The organism is Pseudoalteromonas sp. 2CM28B, from assembly GCF_023161935.1.
The window spans coordinates 1-16,728 of sequence record NZ_JALNTH010000053.1 but is presented as its reverse complement, the minus strand read 5'-3'; the positions used below and the strand labels follow the sequence as shown (position 1 = coordinate 16,728).

Annotated in this window: 16 protein-coding genes and 1 tRNA gene; 13 read left to right on the top strand and 4 right to left on the bottom strand. The window is 39.7% G+C overall.

Annotation, left to right across the window (positions count from 1 at the left end; translation table 11 throughout):
• Positions 1–27: 27 nt before the first annotated feature.
• The gene (locus MTN96_RS33755) at positions 28–774 is read right to left on the bottom strand and encodes a DUF3307 domain-containing protein (protein WP_076921623.1); all 747 of its coding nucleotides are present in this window, start codon (positions 772–774) and stop codon (positions 28–30) included.
• Positions 774–1,397, bottom strand: coding sequence for a hypothetical protein (locus tag MTN96_RS33750; protein WP_036983119.1), 624 nt, complete (start codon positions 1,395–1,397; stop codon positions 774–776). Before MTN96_RS33750 ends, MTN96_RS33755 begins: the two co-directional genes overlap by 1 nt.
• 139 nt (positions 1,398–1,536) lie before the next feature.
• Here MTN96_RS33750 and MTN96_RS33745 point away from each other — a divergent pair, with 139 nt between their 5' ends.
• The 8 genes from MTN96_RS33745 (at position 1,537) to MTN96_RS33710 (ending at position 10,061) form a co-directional block, all read left to right on the top strand.
• Entirely contained in the window at positions 1,537–2,031 is a 495-nt protein-coding gene (locus MTN96_RS33745) for an NYN domain-containing protein (protein ID WP_036983117.1), read from the top strand.
• A 186-nt stretch (positions 2,032–2,217) separates the two neighbouring features.
• Positions 2,218–3,144, top strand: a complete 927-nt coding sequence (gene nudC / locus MTN96_RS33740; protein ID WP_036983115.1) for an NAD(+) diphosphatase — start codon at positions 2,218–2,220, stop codon at positions 3,142–3,144.
• 3 nt (positions 3,145–3,147) lie between these two features.
• Positions 3,148–4,326, top strand: coding sequence for a cystathionine beta-lyase (locus MTN96_RS33735; RefSeq protein ID WP_248534376.1), 1,179 nt, complete (start codon positions 3,148–3,150; stop codon positions 4,324–4,326).
• Positions 4,327–4,469: 143 nt separating this feature from the next.
• A complete protein-coding gene (locus tag MTN96_RS33730) occupies positions 4,470–5,297 on the top strand; it encodes an ABC transporter permease (protein ID WP_248534374.1) in 828 nt (275 codons plus the stop codon).
• Complete coding sequence (locus MTN96_RS33725; RefSeq protein WP_248534372.1) at positions 5,294–6,202, top strand: ABC transporter ATP-binding protein; 909 nt, start codon at positions 5,294–5,296, stop codon at positions 6,200–6,202. Before MTN96_RS33730 ends, MTN96_RS33725 begins: the two co-directional genes overlap by 4 nt.
• Positions 6,202–6,576: a PH domain-containing protein gene (locus tag MTN96_RS33720; RefSeq protein WP_036983105.1), complete on the top strand. Its 375-nt coding sequence runs from the start codon at positions 6,202–6,204 to the stop codon at positions 6,574–6,576. The genes MTN96_RS33725 and MTN96_RS33720 overlap by 1 nt, the downstream gene beginning before the upstream one ends.
• Before the next feature lie 207 nt (positions 6,577–6,783).
• Positions 6,784–7,572 (top strand): putative porin, encoded by a 789-nt coding sequence (locus tag MTN96_RS33715; protein WP_248534370.1) that lies wholly within the window; start codon positions 6,784–6,786, stop codon positions 7,570–7,572.
• Between the two features lie 212 nt (positions 7,573–7,784).
• Positions 7,785–10,061: an acyl-CoA dehydrogenase gene (locus MTN96_RS33710; protein ID WP_248534368.1), complete on the top strand. Its 2,277-nt coding sequence runs from the start codon at positions 7,785–7,787 to the stop codon at positions 10,059–10,061.
• Between the two features lie 123 nt (positions 10,062–10,184).
• On the opposite strand, the gene MTN96_RS33705 is transcribed toward MTN96_RS33710, so the two are convergent.
• Together MTN96_RS33705 and cysK are read right to left on the bottom strand one after the other, a co-directional pair.
• A complete protein-coding gene (locus MTN96_RS33705) occupies positions 10,185–10,634 on the bottom strand; it encodes a hypothetical protein (RefSeq protein ID WP_076921639.1) in 450 nt (149 codons plus the stop codon).
• Positions 10,635–10,779: 145 nt separating this feature from the next.
• A complete protein-coding gene (gene cysK / locus MTN96_RS33700) occupies positions 10,780–11,748 on the bottom strand; it encodes a cysteine synthase A (protein WP_013464591.1) in 969 nt (322 codons plus the stop codon).
• Between the two features lie 377 nt (positions 11,749–12,125).
• Between cysK and MTN96_RS33695 the strand changes: the two genes are divergently transcribed.
• The 5 genes from MTN96_RS33695 to MTN96_RS33675 all read left to right on the top strand — a co-directional run bounded on the left by MTN96_RS33695 (position 12,126) and on the right by MTN96_RS33675 (position 16,727).
• Positions 12,126–13,277 carry a dicarboxylate/amino acid:cation symporter gene (locus MTN96_RS33695; RefSeq protein WP_010391481.1) on the top strand — a complete coding sequence of 384 codons (1,152 nt, stop codon included), beginning with the start codon at positions 12,126–12,128 and terminating at the stop codon, positions 13,275–13,277.
• A 167-nt stretch (positions 13,278–13,444) separates the two neighbouring features.
• Positions 13,445–14,095 (top strand): UvrY/SirA/GacA family response regulator transcription factor, encoded by a 651-nt coding sequence (gene uvrY, locus MTN96_RS33690; protein WP_013464592.1) that lies wholly within the window; start codon positions 13,445–13,447, stop codon positions 14,093–14,095.
• Between the two features lie 9 nt (positions 14,096–14,104).
• Positions 14,105–15,928: an excinuclease ABC subunit UvrC gene (uvrC, locus tag MTN96_RS33685; RefSeq protein ID WP_248534366.1), complete on the top strand. Its 1,824-nt coding sequence runs from the start codon at positions 14,105–14,107 to the stop codon at positions 15,926–15,928.
• A 42-nt stretch (positions 15,929–15,970) separates the two neighbouring features.
• Entirely contained in the window at positions 15,971–16,516 is a 546-nt protein-coding gene (gene pgsA / locus MTN96_RS33680; RefSeq protein WP_013464594.1) for a CDP-diacylglycerol--glycerol-3-phosphate 3-phosphatidyltransferase, read from the top strand.
• A 138-nt stretch (positions 16,517–16,654) separates the two neighbouring features.
• Positions 16,655–16,727: transfer RNA gene (locus MTN96_RS33675), tRNA-Gly, on the top strand.
• Position 16,728: the final 1 nt, after the last annotated feature.

The window sequence follows — 16,728 nt, the reverse complement described above, 5'->3', positions numbered from 1 at the left end:
GCTTTAAGGTTAGCGCTTTTTTTGTTTTTAATTTATCAGTAAGTAATTAATGCCTAGGCCAACAAACAGCGTAACGCTAACACTCAGTAACGTGCCTAGCATCACATATTCCGTGAGTTGTTTATCTTTGCTGGCACTTAAGTCGCCAAATCTAAACACGGATTTGGCGGCAATTAAAAACCCAAGCCCAGCAAACTGATCTAATAAAATAAATGTCAGCATAAGTACTCGTTCGAGCATACCAATACTTTGTCCTGCTAAAGGGAGACTACCATCACTTGAAAAGTGATTAGTTAAACGCTCTAACATCATTCTTATAAATACCGCACTGGGACTTAAAATAATAAGGTAACCAGTTATAACCCACAGCACTTTTTCGTTGAACAATAACGCCATAAAATTGTTAGTAAATTGCTGATTATCAGTGAGCCAAATGCTTATCACAATGAGGACGGTGATATGGGCAATTTGGTCTAATAAAAAAGGCACTACGCCTTTATTTGAATACGATTTAGCAATATCAATAAAGTAGTGACTGATCATAATAATGCCGGTCGCCAGTAATACGCTGCCTAATTGTTGCCAGCCAAAACTATATTCCCAAAGTGCCACAACGACTGCACTGGTAATTCCGTGAACCAATACATGGTAGTAAAGTTTTTTTGCTTTAAAATGACGGGTGTTTCTGTCGTTTACCCAGCTCATGGGTTGCCAATAAAAATCAGCGAGTAAGTGGCCAATAATCAGTGCAACGAGTAATAGTGAAAATTCCATTAGTCATGTCCTTGCTGTATGCTTTTAAGCTGTTGTTGTGCATGTAAAATAAATCGTTCTATCAGCTGATAGTTAGCAAGATTAAGCAGCTTAGTAACGTTTTCGCGGCTGGTATTGAGCTCTTTAGCTAATGCTGCATGGTTGTTATTAGTATGGGTTAAATATACATACAAAGCGTTTGCTTGTTTTTGAGTGATTTTACACAGCAATACATCAACAAACGCTAGGTTTAGCTTAAAGCTCTCATCAACTGGTTGCTTTGCAATAGCAAATGTAAAACGCTGGTTTGTCATTTTATCTAGCTCATGACCAGAGAGAGTAAACGCCGAGCCTGTGGCCGTTTTTATACTCTTACCAGGGTTATCTATGTGCCCCAACGCCATGCTTTGGCGCAGTTCATAGCCGGCAGATTTTAGCTGTAGGTAGATAAGAATAGCGGTGGTAACTAGCTGTTCACTTTTTTCTACTTGCAGCTGAAATGCATCCCCACGGTAAATATCCCAAGATGTTGTTTTATTACAATTTGCACGTAAACTTTGCTCTAGCTGATAAAGCATGGCATCGTATTGTTGTTTAGGTATTTTTTGCGATTTAATAATATCGCCGCTGATCACACCAATCATAAAAATCCAGATAAATTATTTATATGTAACTAACTTAGGTTACATTGTTAAATGTAACTATAATTGGTTACTTTGGGTTTGGTAACTAATTTAGGTTACTTAACACGCAATTGCAAGTATCACTCATTAGGACATAATAATGACCTCACAACAAAGCAGTAAACCTCGTGTAGGTATTTTTGTCGATGTACAAAATATTTATTACACCTGTCGCGAAAGCCACGGTAAAAACTTTGATTACAATGCCTTTTGGCGAATGATAGAGCAACAATACGATATTGAATGTGCGTTTGCTTATGCAATATACCGAGGTGATGAAAAGCAAAATCAGTTTCAAAATATTTTGCGCGCTATTGGCTTTGAAGTAAAACTAAAACCCTTTATTCAACGCCGTGACGGCAGTGCCAAAGGCGATTGGGATGTAGGTATAACCATAGATATGCTAGAGCAGGGAAAGCAGCTTGATAAGGTTATTTTACTCTCGGGTGACGGTGACTTTGCGTTATTACTGGGGCACTTAAAAAATCAATACAATGTTCCGTGTGATGTATACGGTGCTGATAAATTAACCGCAGAGGTACTTAAGCAAAGTGCTGAGCAATTTCATTTAATTGACAATCAGTTACTACTTTAAAAAGTCTAAGCGCTGCGTTGGTTCGGTGTATTTTGAGCAGAATGCCCACCTTCAACATGAGCATTTTTAATACAACGGGTACATAGATTAATTAAGCCTAATTTAGGCTTTTTTTATGGCGGTAATAAATTGGGTTTAGTGGATGATTATGGTAATTTTAAGAATCAATTAGTATCAAGGAATTACATGCTTAACTACAGTAATATGCCATTAGACAGAGGCTCAAATGCGCGCAAAGACCCTACTTGGGTAGACGCAAAAAAAACAGCAGACAGCTTATGGCTTTTAGTTAAAGGCAATCACACCTTATTTGCTAACAGTAGCCCTGAGGTGGTGTATTTGGCTTACCTACAGGTGGCACATTTAGATTTAACGCAGGCTATTTTTTTAGGTTCAAATAAACAGGATAATGCCGTATTTGCGCTAGATGTAACCGCACTCGACGAGTCGTTATTAGCAACGATTGTTGGTGATGCCCAGTTTGCAGATATTCGCCAGTTTGGTACACAGGTGGCGCTTGAAGATGGCTCAAATGCAGCGCTTGCCCGAGGGTTATGTTACTGGCATGCCACTCATAGTTTTTGTGGCCGTTGTGGTACCAAAAATCACTTAGTTGAAGCGGGTCACTCTCGATTATGCGACAATCCTGCGTGTTTGCACCAGACTTTTCCGCGTACCGATCCTGCGGTTATTATGGTAGTAACTAAAACATTTTCTGATGGGATTGAACGCTGCTTATTGGGTCGCCAAGCAACTTGGCCAAAAGGATTGTATTCATCGCTTGCAGGCTTTGTTGACCCTGGTGAAACCCTTGAACAAACCGTGATCCGAGAAGTAAAAGAAGAGGCGGGTATTATTGTGGAAAAAGCAGAGTATATTGCTTCGCAACCTTGGCCGTTTCCTTCGTCAATTATGCTGGGTTTTATTGCCACAGCAAGCAGTGATGAAATAAGCACAGAGCAAGATGAACTTGAAGATGCAAAGTGGTTTTCTCGCGAAGAACTTGCGCAATTTAAAGATTGGCACCATCAAGGGGAGCATTTAAAGCTACCTAGAGCTGATTCGATTTCGCGTTATTTAATTGAATATTGGCGTACTCAGATAGAAGGATGAATCATGTCGAGCAAAAATAAAAATACCCAATTAGTGTCATCAGGGCGCAAAAAAGCGTACACCCATGGCGTAGTCAATCCTGTGATACAGCGCGCTTCAACGATTGTGTTTGATTCTGTAAGCGAGCTTAAAGAAGCGGCTAAAACACGCGGTGATAAAACGTTATTTTATGGCCGTCGTGGCACCACTACGCATTTTGCTTTGCAAGAGGCAATTACCGAACTCGAAGGCGGTGAGGGCTGTGCCTTATACCCATGTGGCGCTGCGGCGATAAGCCAAACATTGTTATCGTTTTTAAAGTCCGGTGATCATATTTTAATAGTGGACACTGTTTACGAGCCAACCCGTGATTTTTGCGACAAGATTTTAGCAGGGCTGGGCATTACTGCGACCTATTATCCGCCCATGATTGGCGCAGATATAAAAGAGTACATTCAAGACAATACCAAAATGTTGTTTTTAGAATCTCCGGGTTCAATTACCATGGAAATTCAAGATGTTCCCGCTATGGTGCAAGTGGCAAATGATCATAATGTAATGACGGTGCTTGATAACACTTATGGTAATGGTTTGCACTATCGTCCACTTGAACACGGTGTTGATATTAGTATTCAAGCGGCAACCAAATATATTGTAGGTCATTCAGATGTGATGATGGGCGTAGCTGTAGCGAATAAAACATATTGGCCAACACTTCGTGAACATTCTTATTTACTCGGGCAATGCACCAGTGCAGATGATGCGTATTTAGCACTACGAGGCTTGCGTACCATGGCAGTGCGATTAAATCAGCATGAAAAAGCCGCGCTAGAAGTAGCAAAATGGCTTGAGCAACATGCGTTGGTTGATCATATTCGCCACCCAGCATTTGAAACGTGTCCTGGGCATGAATTTTTCAAACGCGATTTTGGCGGTAGTAATGGTTTGTTTTCGTTTGTAATGAAAACCGGTAACCAAAAGGCCATTGATGCTTTTTTAGATAGCTTGCAGCATTTTAAAATGGGCTTTTCTTGGGGTGGCTTTGAGAGCTTAGTAACGGCAAACCTATCAATGAAAGGGCTGCGCTCGCAAACAGGATGGGAGCATGGGCCTGTTATTCGTTTGCACATTGGTTTGGAAGATGTTGAAGATTTAATTGCCGACTTACAGCAAGCATTAGTTATTTATGAGCAACATTTATAATTACTAATTGGTTAAATTACATTATTTGTTACAAAGCCTATCTCTGAGTAGGCTTTTTTTTGCTAGCAATTCAACGTGTTTACACTTAGTGTTGTTAAATAACACTTATTGTAAAGCACGAACAACGTCATTAAGGATAGTCAATGGCAACACCATCACCTGTTAACATAGGGCGCTTAACCCAAATCGCGGGTTTTGAGCTGGTACGTATGTTTTTAACTAAACGAGGACTTATTGCACTGGCGGCTTTTGGGTTAGTGTGGCTTGTTATTTTACGTTACCCCATAGGGCAGGCAGTGGGCATTATCAGCTCCCCCGATTTTGAACAAATAGCCCGTGATATTTCCGGCTCTATTGGATTAAATAAGTTACTTGATTGGCCTGAAGCAGAATTTGCTATGTATTGGCTTATTGCTTTGTATAGTTTTCCTGTTTTTAGCTTATTTATTTGTAGTGATCAAACTGTGGGTGATAGAGAGCGCGGTACGCTAAGATTTTTATCATTACGCTCAACTCGCTTTGAAATACTCTTTGGTCGTTTTTTAGGGCAGTTAGCAGTACTAACCTGTTTAGTTGGCATCACGCTTATAGCGACATTGGCGGTGCTCGGGTTTCGCGAGCCGAGCTTACTTGCTGGTGGCCTTGGTCGTGCTGTTTCAATATTTTTAATACTCATAGTTACTTTTTCGCCGTTTGTAGCCTTAATGAGCTTAATTAATACTTTTGCGAGCTCATCTCGCTTATCTATTGTGTTAGCCATTTTATATTTTACAGCCGGTGGCATTATTGTTGGATTACTAGAGTGGCAAATACCCGCATTAAGTGTGCTTGATTATTTATTCCCTGGTGTGCAAATAGAGCTATTAGCGGGACAAAACTTACCGTTACTGAGCGCATTAGCTATTCCACTTGTGCAAACAGCGGTGCTACTTGTGGTTGCTCAACGTATTTTTGCAAGGAGCTCACTATGAAATCATTAATAACAGGGCGTAATTTAAGTAAATCGTACGGCTCAAAACTGGCCCTAAATAATGTGAATTTCGAGATTCAAAAAGGCGCGCCAGTTGCATTAGTTGGCCCTAATGGCGCAGGGAAGACCACTTTATTTAGTTTGTTGTGTGGCTATATCGCACCTAGCATAGGTGAGCTTGAAATACTTGGCCATAAACCTGGTAGTGCTGCTTTATTTAATAAAGTTAGTGCGTTACCACAAGATGCCCAGCTAGATCCGCGTTTTAATATAGATAAACAACTTAGTTTTTATGCCAAGCTACAAGGCATGAGTACTAAGCAAAGCCACGTAGAGGCACTTCGTGTGCTTGATTTAGTGGGCCTTAGCGAAATTGCAAAAAACCGCGCTGGGGATTTATCCCACGGTATGCGCAAGCGTGTAACCATAGCGCAAGCATTAATTGGCTCACCGCAAATTGTGATGTTAGATGAGGCCACAGCAGGACTTGATCCGATTCATGCCAGAGAAGTCAGGGAGCTGGTGTCTGAGCTATCGTCTCAAGCGACGTTTATTTTAAGTTCGCATGATTTAACGGAACTTGAACGATTATGTTCTCAAGTACTACATTTAGATAAAGGCGTATTAAGCGAGCACCAAACTAAAGCAGTGAACACCGATAAGCATTTTTACACTTTAATGCTCAGTGAAGCGTATCAAAATGTGGAGCAACAACTCCAAGCAATTGAGGGTGTGAGCCGTGTTTATATGAGCCAACATAAAGAGTATGTGATTGAGTATCAACCAACTAGCGATTCACTTGACATAGCGCTGTTGCAATTTTGCCACCAACATAATTGGCAGTATAGGCAGTTAGTAAATGGTCATACGCTAGAAAATCAAATATTTAAACAGGAGAAACTGTAATGGGATTATTTAGTGGTTTAATGGGTAACGCCAGTGAAGTGGATGATGCCGATTTAGAAAAAGTATTGGCTAATACGCTTATTGAAGGTGAGCGAGTTGAAAAGGCGTATAAAGTAGTTCGTGATATGTTTATCTTTACTAATAAGCGACTAATTTTATTAGATAAACAAGGTGTGACAGGTTCTAAAATGGAAATGATCAGTATTGCTTACTCTAAGATAACTAAGTTCAGTAAAGAGAGTGCTGGGCACTTTGATTTAGACGCTGAGTTAAAAATATGGGTAGGTTCAGATCCAACGCCAATTAGCAAGGACTTTAAAGCTGGTGATAACATAAATGATGTTTATCGGATAATTAGCCAGTATTCATTATAGAAACAAACAAAATCGGTGTAAAATTAAAGTAATTGTTTACAGCTTGTTGCGATTACTTTAACATAAATTACTCCAACACTTTCTTACAAATTCCCTAACAAATACAATTGCTTGATTCAGTTTTCGTTCAGTTTCGCGGCGTTAGCATACCCCCACTTTAGCAATGTAGTTAAAGTACAAAAACAATGTACATAGGGATGTTTCATTATGAAAAAGTTAGCAATTATTATTTCAGGTCTTTTATTATCAAGTGCTGCACACGCTGCAGATAGCTATCAATCAATCAGTAACTTAAACTACACAGATACTGATAACAACGATACTATCAGCGTGGACTCTACTTACTACTTCTCTCCAAAAAGCACACTAGGTCCATACGATCAATTCGAATACATCAATAAGCAAAGCAACGTATTTGGTGGCTACGCTGATGACGATTTTGGCGATGTGACTGCTATTGGCGGTGAATACTTCGTTGAAGATTTTGTTGTTGGTGCGTCTTACCAAAATGCTGATTACAACTCTAACAACGAGTCATACACACTTTCTGCTGGTTACTTCTTTAACCCAGATTTACTTGCAAAAGTAAGATTTGTAGATCAAAAAGATGGTGATAACGTTACATTCTTTTCTTTAGCATACAACCACATGCTAAACGATACAGATTACGTAGGTATCACTGTAGAATCAGATGATGATTTTGATTCTCGTTCAGTAGCTGCTAAATACTTTGTTGATTTACAACAAGGTAACTACTTAACAGTAGAAGGTACATTTGTAAGCCTTGACGAAGCAGATGACCAATGGAACGTAGAAACAAACTACTACTTCTCTAAAGCGACTTCTGTATTTGCAGCTTACGATAAAGAAGACAACTACAGCTTTGGTGCTCAACACTTCATCAATAAAAACATTGGTTTAAAAGTGGGTTACGGCAACAACGCAGATGACTCAGATTACGATGCTTACTTTGCTAACATGCGTTTTCAGTTTTAATTAAATAATTAAAACCAGTTAAGTAGTAAAAAGCCCGCATTTTGTGGGCTTTTTGCTGTGTGTAGTAAACATGTAACTCTACTTATAGCTATATTTTAATTTTAACGGAATCGGCTCAGCATTTCGTGGCCCCCTCTGACACCCCATTGTATTTAAATTAAGATCGGTCATAATTAAATCAGTGTTTTTATAACTATAAAAGGAATGTGCTCATGTCAGTATTTATTATATTACTGGTTGTGGTGATCGTGGTGTTTGCTATTAAAGATATCCGCCTTAATTTAATTACTCGACCCACTTTTAAAATGTTTAAAAAAGTATTACCGCCATTATCGCAAACAGAGCGAGAAGCCATGGAAGCGGGCGATATTTGGTGGGATGGCGAGCTATTTAGTGGTGATCCTGATTGGCAAAAATTACACAACTATCCTCGTCCGCAGTTAAGTGAAAAAGAAACTGCATTTTTAGATAATCAAGTTGAAACTTTATTAGCCATGCTTGATGACTATAAAATTGTACAAAAAGACAAAGATTTACCTAAAGAGGTGTGGGACTTTTTAAAAACCGAAGGGTTTTTTGCAATGATCATCCCAGAAAAATTTGGGGGTCTTGAATTCTCTGCTATTGCTAATTCCACCATAGTGTCAAAAATTGCGACTAAAAGCTTAACGGCCGCCGTGACGGTCATGGTACCCAATAGCTTAGGTCCTGGTGAGTTATTACTGCATTACGGAACAACTGAGCAACAAAATCGTTGGTTACCTAGCCTCGCAAAAGGTGACGATGTACCTTGTTTTGCATTAACGGGCCCTGAGGCTGGCTCAGATGCTGGCAGTATTCCAGATTCTGGCGTGGTGTGCAAAGGCGAGCATGATGGTAAGGAAGTGTTGGGACTGCGTTTAAATTGGTCAAAACGTTACATTACCCTTGCGCCTGTGGCGACTGTGTTAGGTCTTGCATTTAAAATGTACGATCCAGATGGATTGTTAGGCGATGAAAAAGAGCTCGGAATAACGTGTGCACTTATTCCAACTGATCACCCAGGTGTTAAAGCAGGAGAGCGTCATTACCCACTTAACATGGCGTTTATGAATGGCACAACGTACGGTAAGGATGTATTTATTCCGCTTGATTGGATTATTGGCGGCCAGCAAGGGGCAGGGCGCGGTTGGCGCATGCTAGTAGAGTGTTTAAGCGCAGGGCGTGGTATTTCGTTACCGGCATTAAGCACTGCAACAGGGCATTTAGCGGCTAAAATGACCTCGGCTTACTCTGTTGTTCGCCAACAGTTTGGTGTGTCAATTGGGCAATTTGAAGGCGTACAAGAAGGGTTAGCACGTATTGGCGGGCTAACTTATGCATTGGAATCATGCCGATTAATGACCGCAGGTGCAATTGATTTAAAACTTAGCCCGTCAGTAGTGACTGCTATTGCAAAGTACCACATGACCGAAATGGGTCGAATGGTAATGAATGATGCAATGGACATTCATGCAGGTAAAGGGATTCAGGTTGGGCCTAATAACTATTTAGCACACGGTTATATGGGTATTCCCGTCTCTATTACCGTAGAGGGCGCTAATATTCTTACCCGTAACCTTATGATATTTGGCCAAGGTGCAACCCGTTGTCATCCGTTTGTATTAAAAGAGATGGAAGCGGCAGCAATGGATGACGATGATGCTGCACTTGAGCAATTTGATGGCTTGTTAATGAAGCACATTGTATTTGCACTGAGTAATGCAAGTATGGCCTTGGTGCATGGTTTAACTCGCAGCTACTTTGCTAAAGCGCCTGTGTGTGGAGAGACGGCCGACTATTATAAACAATTAGGTAGAATGAGCCGAGGATTGGCGTTTACAACGGATGTTGCAATGTTGATGTTAGGTGGTGAACTTAAACGCAAAGAAATGATATCGGCACGTTTAGGCGATGTATTAAGTCATTTGTATATTGCTTCTACCGTGTTAAAACGTTTTGAAGATGAAGGGCGCCAACAAGCTGATTTACCTTTTGTTAAGTATGCAATAGAGACGTCATTGTATGAAATAGGTCAAGCATTTGACGGCTTCTTTAAAAATTTCTCTAACCCGGTGGTTAACTTTGCACTTAAGCGTATTGTTTTTCCATTAGGTAATCATTATCACAAACCAAGTGATGCCACTTCACAAAGTATTTGTGAACACATGACTCAACCAGGCGTATTTAGAAATAGGCTTACCCATTTGTGTTACGTTGATGAAAATGCCGGAACGGGTGTTATGGAAAATGCTTTTTTAGCAATGCACGATATGCAAAATCAATTTAAACAGTTAAAACAGTGGCAACGAAAAGGCAAGGTGCCTGCCACCTATGATATTGAACAAGCGATTGATTACGCACTTGAACACGAGCTCGTAACGAAGGTTGATGGTGAAGCAATGCATCATGCCAATAAGCTAAGAATGCAGGCTATTGCGGTTGATAACTTTAAACCTGAAGACATTTAACACTGGATTATAATAAAGTAGATAATAAAAAAGCCTTAAATTTATGATTTAAGGCTTTTTTTATGTTGTGTATTTTTTAAGCCCGAATATACGGTTACTGTTACTAAGGCTCTGAATGACTGATCAGCGCCCGTAAGGATCGGCGATGATTTTATCTACGTACCACTTACCTTTTATTTTAAGCATTTCGATACTACGGAAATCATCGATTTTTTTACCATTTAAGTAACCGGTAAACACAATGTTTATTTTAGCCTGATTGCCATACTGTTCTCGCAGGCTTGAATTTGACATATCAATTTCAATTACCACTTCATCGTATTGTAAATTAATAAGACTACGCGCAAACTGTTTGGCCGTCCCATACGATTTCATTATGCGAGCTAATTTAGGCGTTGCGAAATCGCAGGCTTTTTGCAAATTATGCTGGTTATAAAGCGCATCAAAATACACAGTAGCAGTGTCGCCTGGACGATCATTGTCAATGTACTGCTCTTTAGGTCTAGTATTTTCATTACAGCCAACGATCAAAATACTAAATATGAGTACAAAAATGGTTAAAATTGTTTTCATATTTGGTCAGGTTGATTACTTATATATGAAGTGTGTGATGGAATGGAGAAGATGTAAAGAGGAGTAGACTAAATAGATAGTAACTTATTAAAAAAGCAATAAAAAAGGATGTTAAAAAACATCCTTTTTTAATCAGAACGCTTGATTATTGCACAAGCTCTTGTTCGCTAAACTCTTCGTCAAACATCGGGCTTGATAAGTAACGCTCTGTTGCACTTGGCAAAATAACCACAATATTTTTATCTGCATTTTCAGGGCGTTCAGCAATACGCTTTGCTGCAACCACGGCTGCACCTGATGAAATACCAACTAAAATCCCTTCTTTTTTCATTAGTTCGTGACACATTGCTATACATTCTTCATTAGAGACTTGCTCTACACCATCAATTATTGATAGGTCTAAATTCCCAGGAATAAAGCCTGCACCAATACCTTGAATCTTATGTGGCCCAGGTTTTACTTCTTCACCAGCAAGTGTTTGGCTAATTACCGGAGAGTGGCTTGGCTCTACAGCGATTGATTTTACATTTAAGCCTTTTTCTTTTTTAAGATAACGGCTTACACCTGTGATAGTTCCGCCTGTACCAACACCTGCAACAAAGAAATCGATTTTGCCATCAAGTGCATCAAAGATTTCTGGGCCTGTTGTTTCAAAGTGAATTTTAGGGTTTGCAGGGTTTTCGAATTGTTGTAGCAAAATAAACTTATCTGGGTCTGCTGCTTGAATTTCTTTGGCCTTTGCAATAGCACCATTCATGCCTTTAGCGCCATCGGTGAGCACTAGGTTAGCACCGAGTGCCTTTAATAGTTTACGACGTTCTAAGCTCATGGTGTTTGGCATTGTAAGCGTTAACTTGTAACCGCGAGAAGCAGCTACAAATGCCAATGCAATACCGGTATTGCCTGATGTTGGCTCTATAAGTTCTTTGTCTTTGGTAAGTTGACCTGATTTTTCAGCTTCCCAAATCATTGATGCACCAATACGGCATTTAATACTAAAGCTAGGATTTCGTGATTCAACTTTAGCGTATACATTCCCACCTGTAACACGGTTAAGTTTTACCAACGGTGTGTTACCGATGCTTAGTGAGTTATCTTCAAAAATAGTAGACATAATGTTCCTTTAGGTACAATCTGATCAACACGTTAACAGCTATTCTGTTAACTTTATAAGCCTACTTTACTGTGAGATAAAAAAAGTTAAAGTAAGCTTTGGCTATAACATATATTAATTACGCTTATAACGGATTGAACTAAAAACTCAATCTGTTAATTTTTTAGTTATTAAAAAGGCGAACTTGAAATCATTTGTTCGTTTTTAACTTTGTACTTTATCTTTTCTTTATGTAGTCGTTATTTAAACAAATCAACACAACACACTTATATTTTGTCGGTTAATTGTGCAAATGAACTGCGGTTGAACAGTTTATTGACACAAACTATTCAAAACATGGTAAAAACACATTATCTAAATTCAATAAAGTAATCACCATGAAGTTAATTTTAAAATTAATTGCCGGTATTGTGGCCGGTATCTTAGTCGGGCTCTATATTCCCTTAACTGGCGTTGAGCTTTTATATACAGTAAAAGAACTTATCGGCCAGCTTATTAGTTTTACAATTCCACTGATTATTTTATTTTTTATTGCCTCTGGGATTGCCGGGCTTCCTAAAGGATCAGGGCATCTACTGGGAAAAACGGTGGGTTTTGCGTATGGCTCAACAATTATAGCTGGTACTTTAGCGTTTTTATTAGTGACGGCGGTTATTCCGTTTTTAAGCGGCGGTATTTCATTTGAAGCTGAAGCAGTGACCGAAGTAGGTAGCTTTATTGACTTAGAAATTCCACCATTAATGGGTGTAATGACTGCTTTAGTCACAGCATTTGTATTTGGTATTGGTATGAGCCAGCTTGGCTTAGACACATTAAAAACTGTGTCGGATCAGGGGCGCGATATTATTGATGGTTTACTTTCAAAAGTAATTATTCCGGCATTACCATTTTACATTGCAGGTGTATTTGCTGAAATGACCGTAGCAGGCACCGTTGTTGATACATTACAAGCATTTGGTGTAGTACTTATTGCTGCGTTAGTGATGCATTGGTTATGGTTGAGTGTTTTATACATTACCTCAGGCCTATTACTTAAGCGTAATCCTATTGAGCTAATTAAAAATATGTTACCTGCGTACTTTACTGCATTAGGAACCATGTCGAGCGCGGCAACCATTCCAGTATCTTTGCAATCAAGTAAAGCAAATAACGTTAAAGAGGATGTAGCTAACTTTACAGTGCCATTATGCGCCACTATTCATTTGTCAGGTTCAACAATTACAATAGTTACCTGTGCTATGGCTGTAATGTTTTTATCGCCTAGCATGGAAGTACCTTCACTAATGGCTATGTTGCCATTCATTATGATGTTAGGTGTAGTGATGATTGCAGCGCCAGGCGCCCCAGGTGGTGCGGTAATGTCGGCGTTAGGTTTATTAACTAGCATGCTTGGTTTCAATGAAGGTGCGGTGGCACTAATGATTGCACTTTACCTAGCGCAAGATAGCTTCGGCACTGCGTGTAATGTAACTGGCGATGGTATTATTGCTTTATGGGTAGACCGTTTTAGTGAAAAGGCGTCAGCATAAATCATTGGGGCGTATTTACCTGCTGTAGGTAAATACGCTTTTAATCATATCGGTCATAAAGACCGATTACGAAAGCATAATATTAGTTATGGTTTCGTCGTATCTATGCTAATGTTGAGAATTAATTTTGTTAACTTGCATCTTATTAGGCTAGTGAGGGTGTTCCATTGATTAACGTACTTTTAGTTGATGACCATGAACTTGTGCGCACAGGGATCAGACGTATTCTTGATGATATACGTGGTTTTAAAGTAATAGGTGAAGCTAAAACAGGCGAAGAGGCTGTGCAGTTTTGTCGTCAACATGCGCCAAATATAGTATTAATGGATATGAACATGCCTGGTATGGGCGGGCTTGAGGCAACTAAAAAGGTTTGCCGTTATTGTCCCGATGTAAAAATTATTGTGCTTACAGTTAATTGTGAAGACCCATTTCCAAGTAAGGTCATGCAAATTGGTGCTCATGGCTTTTTAACCAAGGGGGCAGGATCTGATGAAATGGTGCGTGCTATACGTTGCGTGCATGCAGGGCAACGTTATATTGCGCCAGAAATAGCGCAACAGATTGCACTTGCACAGGTAACCGGGCGTACCGATGAAAACCCATTTCAAAGTTTGTCTGAGCGTGAACTACAAATAATGCTAATGATCACCAAAGGTGAAAAAGCACAGGATATTGCTGAGCGCTTAAATTTAAGCTCTAAAACAGTAAACAGTTATCGTTATCGTATGTTTGAAAAGCTTAACGTAGGAGGCGATGTAGAGCTTACTCATTTAGCCATACGTTACAAAATGATTGATATAGATATCTCTTACTAGTCGATATATATGTCTGAATTTGATCATGCCCAGTTTTTAAAAACATTATCGAGTGAGCCTGGCGTTTATCGCATGCTCGATAATGACAACCAAGTTATCTATGTCGGTAAAGCTAAAAGTTTAAAAAAGCGGGTGAGCAGTTACTTTCGCAGCAACATTACCGACAGTAAAACCCGTGTTTTAGTGAGTAATATTTGTAATATTGAAGTCACACTTACTAATACAGAAACAGAAGCTTTACTGCTCGAAAACAACCTGATTAAAAAATATCAGCCACGTTATAATATTCTGTTACGTGATGATAAGTCGTACCCTTATATACTGCTCACTAATCATAAGCACCCTCGCTTAGCCTTTCATCGTGGTAGCAGAAAAGTAAAAGGTGAATATTTTGGTCCGTTTCCAAGCGCGGGGGCGGTTTCAGAAAGTTTGCGCTTAATGCAAAAAATATTTCCGGTACGTCAATGTGAAGACGCTTACTACCGTGCGCGTAGTCGGCCATGCTTGCAATACCAATTAAAACGTTGCTCTGCACCGTGTGTTAATAAAGTCTCTGAAGATGAATACGCGCAGCAAGTTGATTATGTCCGTAAATTTTTAACCGGTAAATCCCATGAAGTAATAGCTGATCTTATCGCTAAAATGGAAAAAGCCAGTGAGCGGCTTAATTTTGAACTCGCAGCTAAAGTTCGCGACCAAATTATGCTATTGCGTAAAATGCAGGAGCAGCAGTCTATCTCAGGTAATTTTGCTGAAATGGATGTTGTAGGTTTTGCTCATTTAAATGGCTTAAATGGGATTCATCTATTAATGATCCGTGATCATAAAGTGCTGGGTAGTAAAACTTATTTTCCAAAGGTGCCTAAAGACTCACAGGAGCAGGAAATCTTAACCTCTTTCTTAGGCCAATATTACTTAGCACCGGGAGCAACAGGGCGCATTGCCAAAGAAATCATCTTACCATTTGAAATAGAAGAAAGTGATGCGCTCAGCGAAGCACTAACTCAAATTAGTGAACGTAAAGTATCGCTTAAAGTGGTTACTCGTGGTGAGCGAGCACAGTACTTACAGTTAGCCAATAAAAACGCATTAAATAGTATTACGGTTAAGCAAAGCACTCAAGACTCTATAAACAAGCGTTATGCGCAATTAAAGGCTACCTTGCGTCTTGATGACATTAATCGCATGGAATGTTTTGATATCAGTCACACCATGGGTGAAAACACCGTGGCCAGTTGTGTTGTATTTGATTCTCAAGGCCCTAACAATAAAGAGTATCGTCGTTATAACGTGACCGGTATTACCGGTGGTGATGATTACGCCGCTATGGAGTTTGCACTAAACAAACGTTACAACAAGTTGGTTGATGAGGAGAAAATTCCTGATGTTATTTTTATTGATGGTGGTAAAGGCCAATTAGGTAGGGCAGAACAATACTTTGAAAACTGGCCGCATGCAAAAATGCCACTATTAGTTGGGGTTGCAAAAGGCACTAGCCGTAAACCAGGCCTTGAAACTTTACTTATTGACGGCGGGCGTAAAACTATACCTATGGATTCTGATGCACCCGCACTGCATTTGATTCAGCATATTCGCGATGAATCGCATCGTTTTGCAATTGCAGGGCACCGTAACAAGCGCCAAAAACAACGTACTCAGTCGTTATTAGAAGAAATAGATGGCGTTGGTTCCAAGCGTCGACAAACATTATTAAAATATTTAGGGGGCATGCAAGGCGTAAAAGCTGCTAATATAGAACAGCTAAAGAAAGTTCCTGGGATCAGTCCTGACATGGCTGAGAAGATATTTAACCATTTGCATGACAAGGGCTAGCCCTATGTGCGAATATAGAAAAAAAGACATATCCAAGTAGTTATGTGGAATATTCCAAACACACTCACAACGTTTAGACTCTTTCTTATCCCCATTTTTTTGGTGATATTTTATATGCCTTATTCATGGGCATTCTTTGTTGCTGCCTTTATTTTTTGGCTTGCTTCAATCACAGACATACTCGATGGCTATTTAGCGCGTAAGCTTGAACAATCAACGCCTTTTGGTGCGTTTTTAGACCCTGTTGCTGATAAAGTAATGGTGTGCGCTGCCTTGGTTGCTTTATCTGAGCATTATCAATCTTTGTATATGACTATTCCTGCGCTTATTATTATAAGCCGTGAAATTGTTATATCGGCGCTACGAGAATGGATGGCTGAGCAAGGCAAACGCGGCAATGTGGCTGTGTCCGATATGGGTAAATTAAAAACCGCAGCGCAAATGTTAGCCATTATTGGCCTAATTTGGCAGTACGATACCTGGATGATGTATTTAAGCTATGGCTTACTTTACATAGCGACGTTTTTAACGCTTAGCTCTATGGTGCAATATTTAGTTGCAGCATGGGCAGAATTGACCAAAAATTGATTGTAAACGTCTAATAACGCACCATTTTAGATAAAAAATAATCAAACAGTTCAAAAGTAGCATTTTTTGTGTTGACGCGTTTAATAATCTCTGTAGAATGCGTCCGTGTTGAGAGGGCATAGCCCCTAGATAAACAAAGCGGCACTAGCTCAGTTGGTAGAGCGCGACCTTGCCAAGGTCGAGGTCACGAGTTCGAGCCTCGTGTGCCGCTC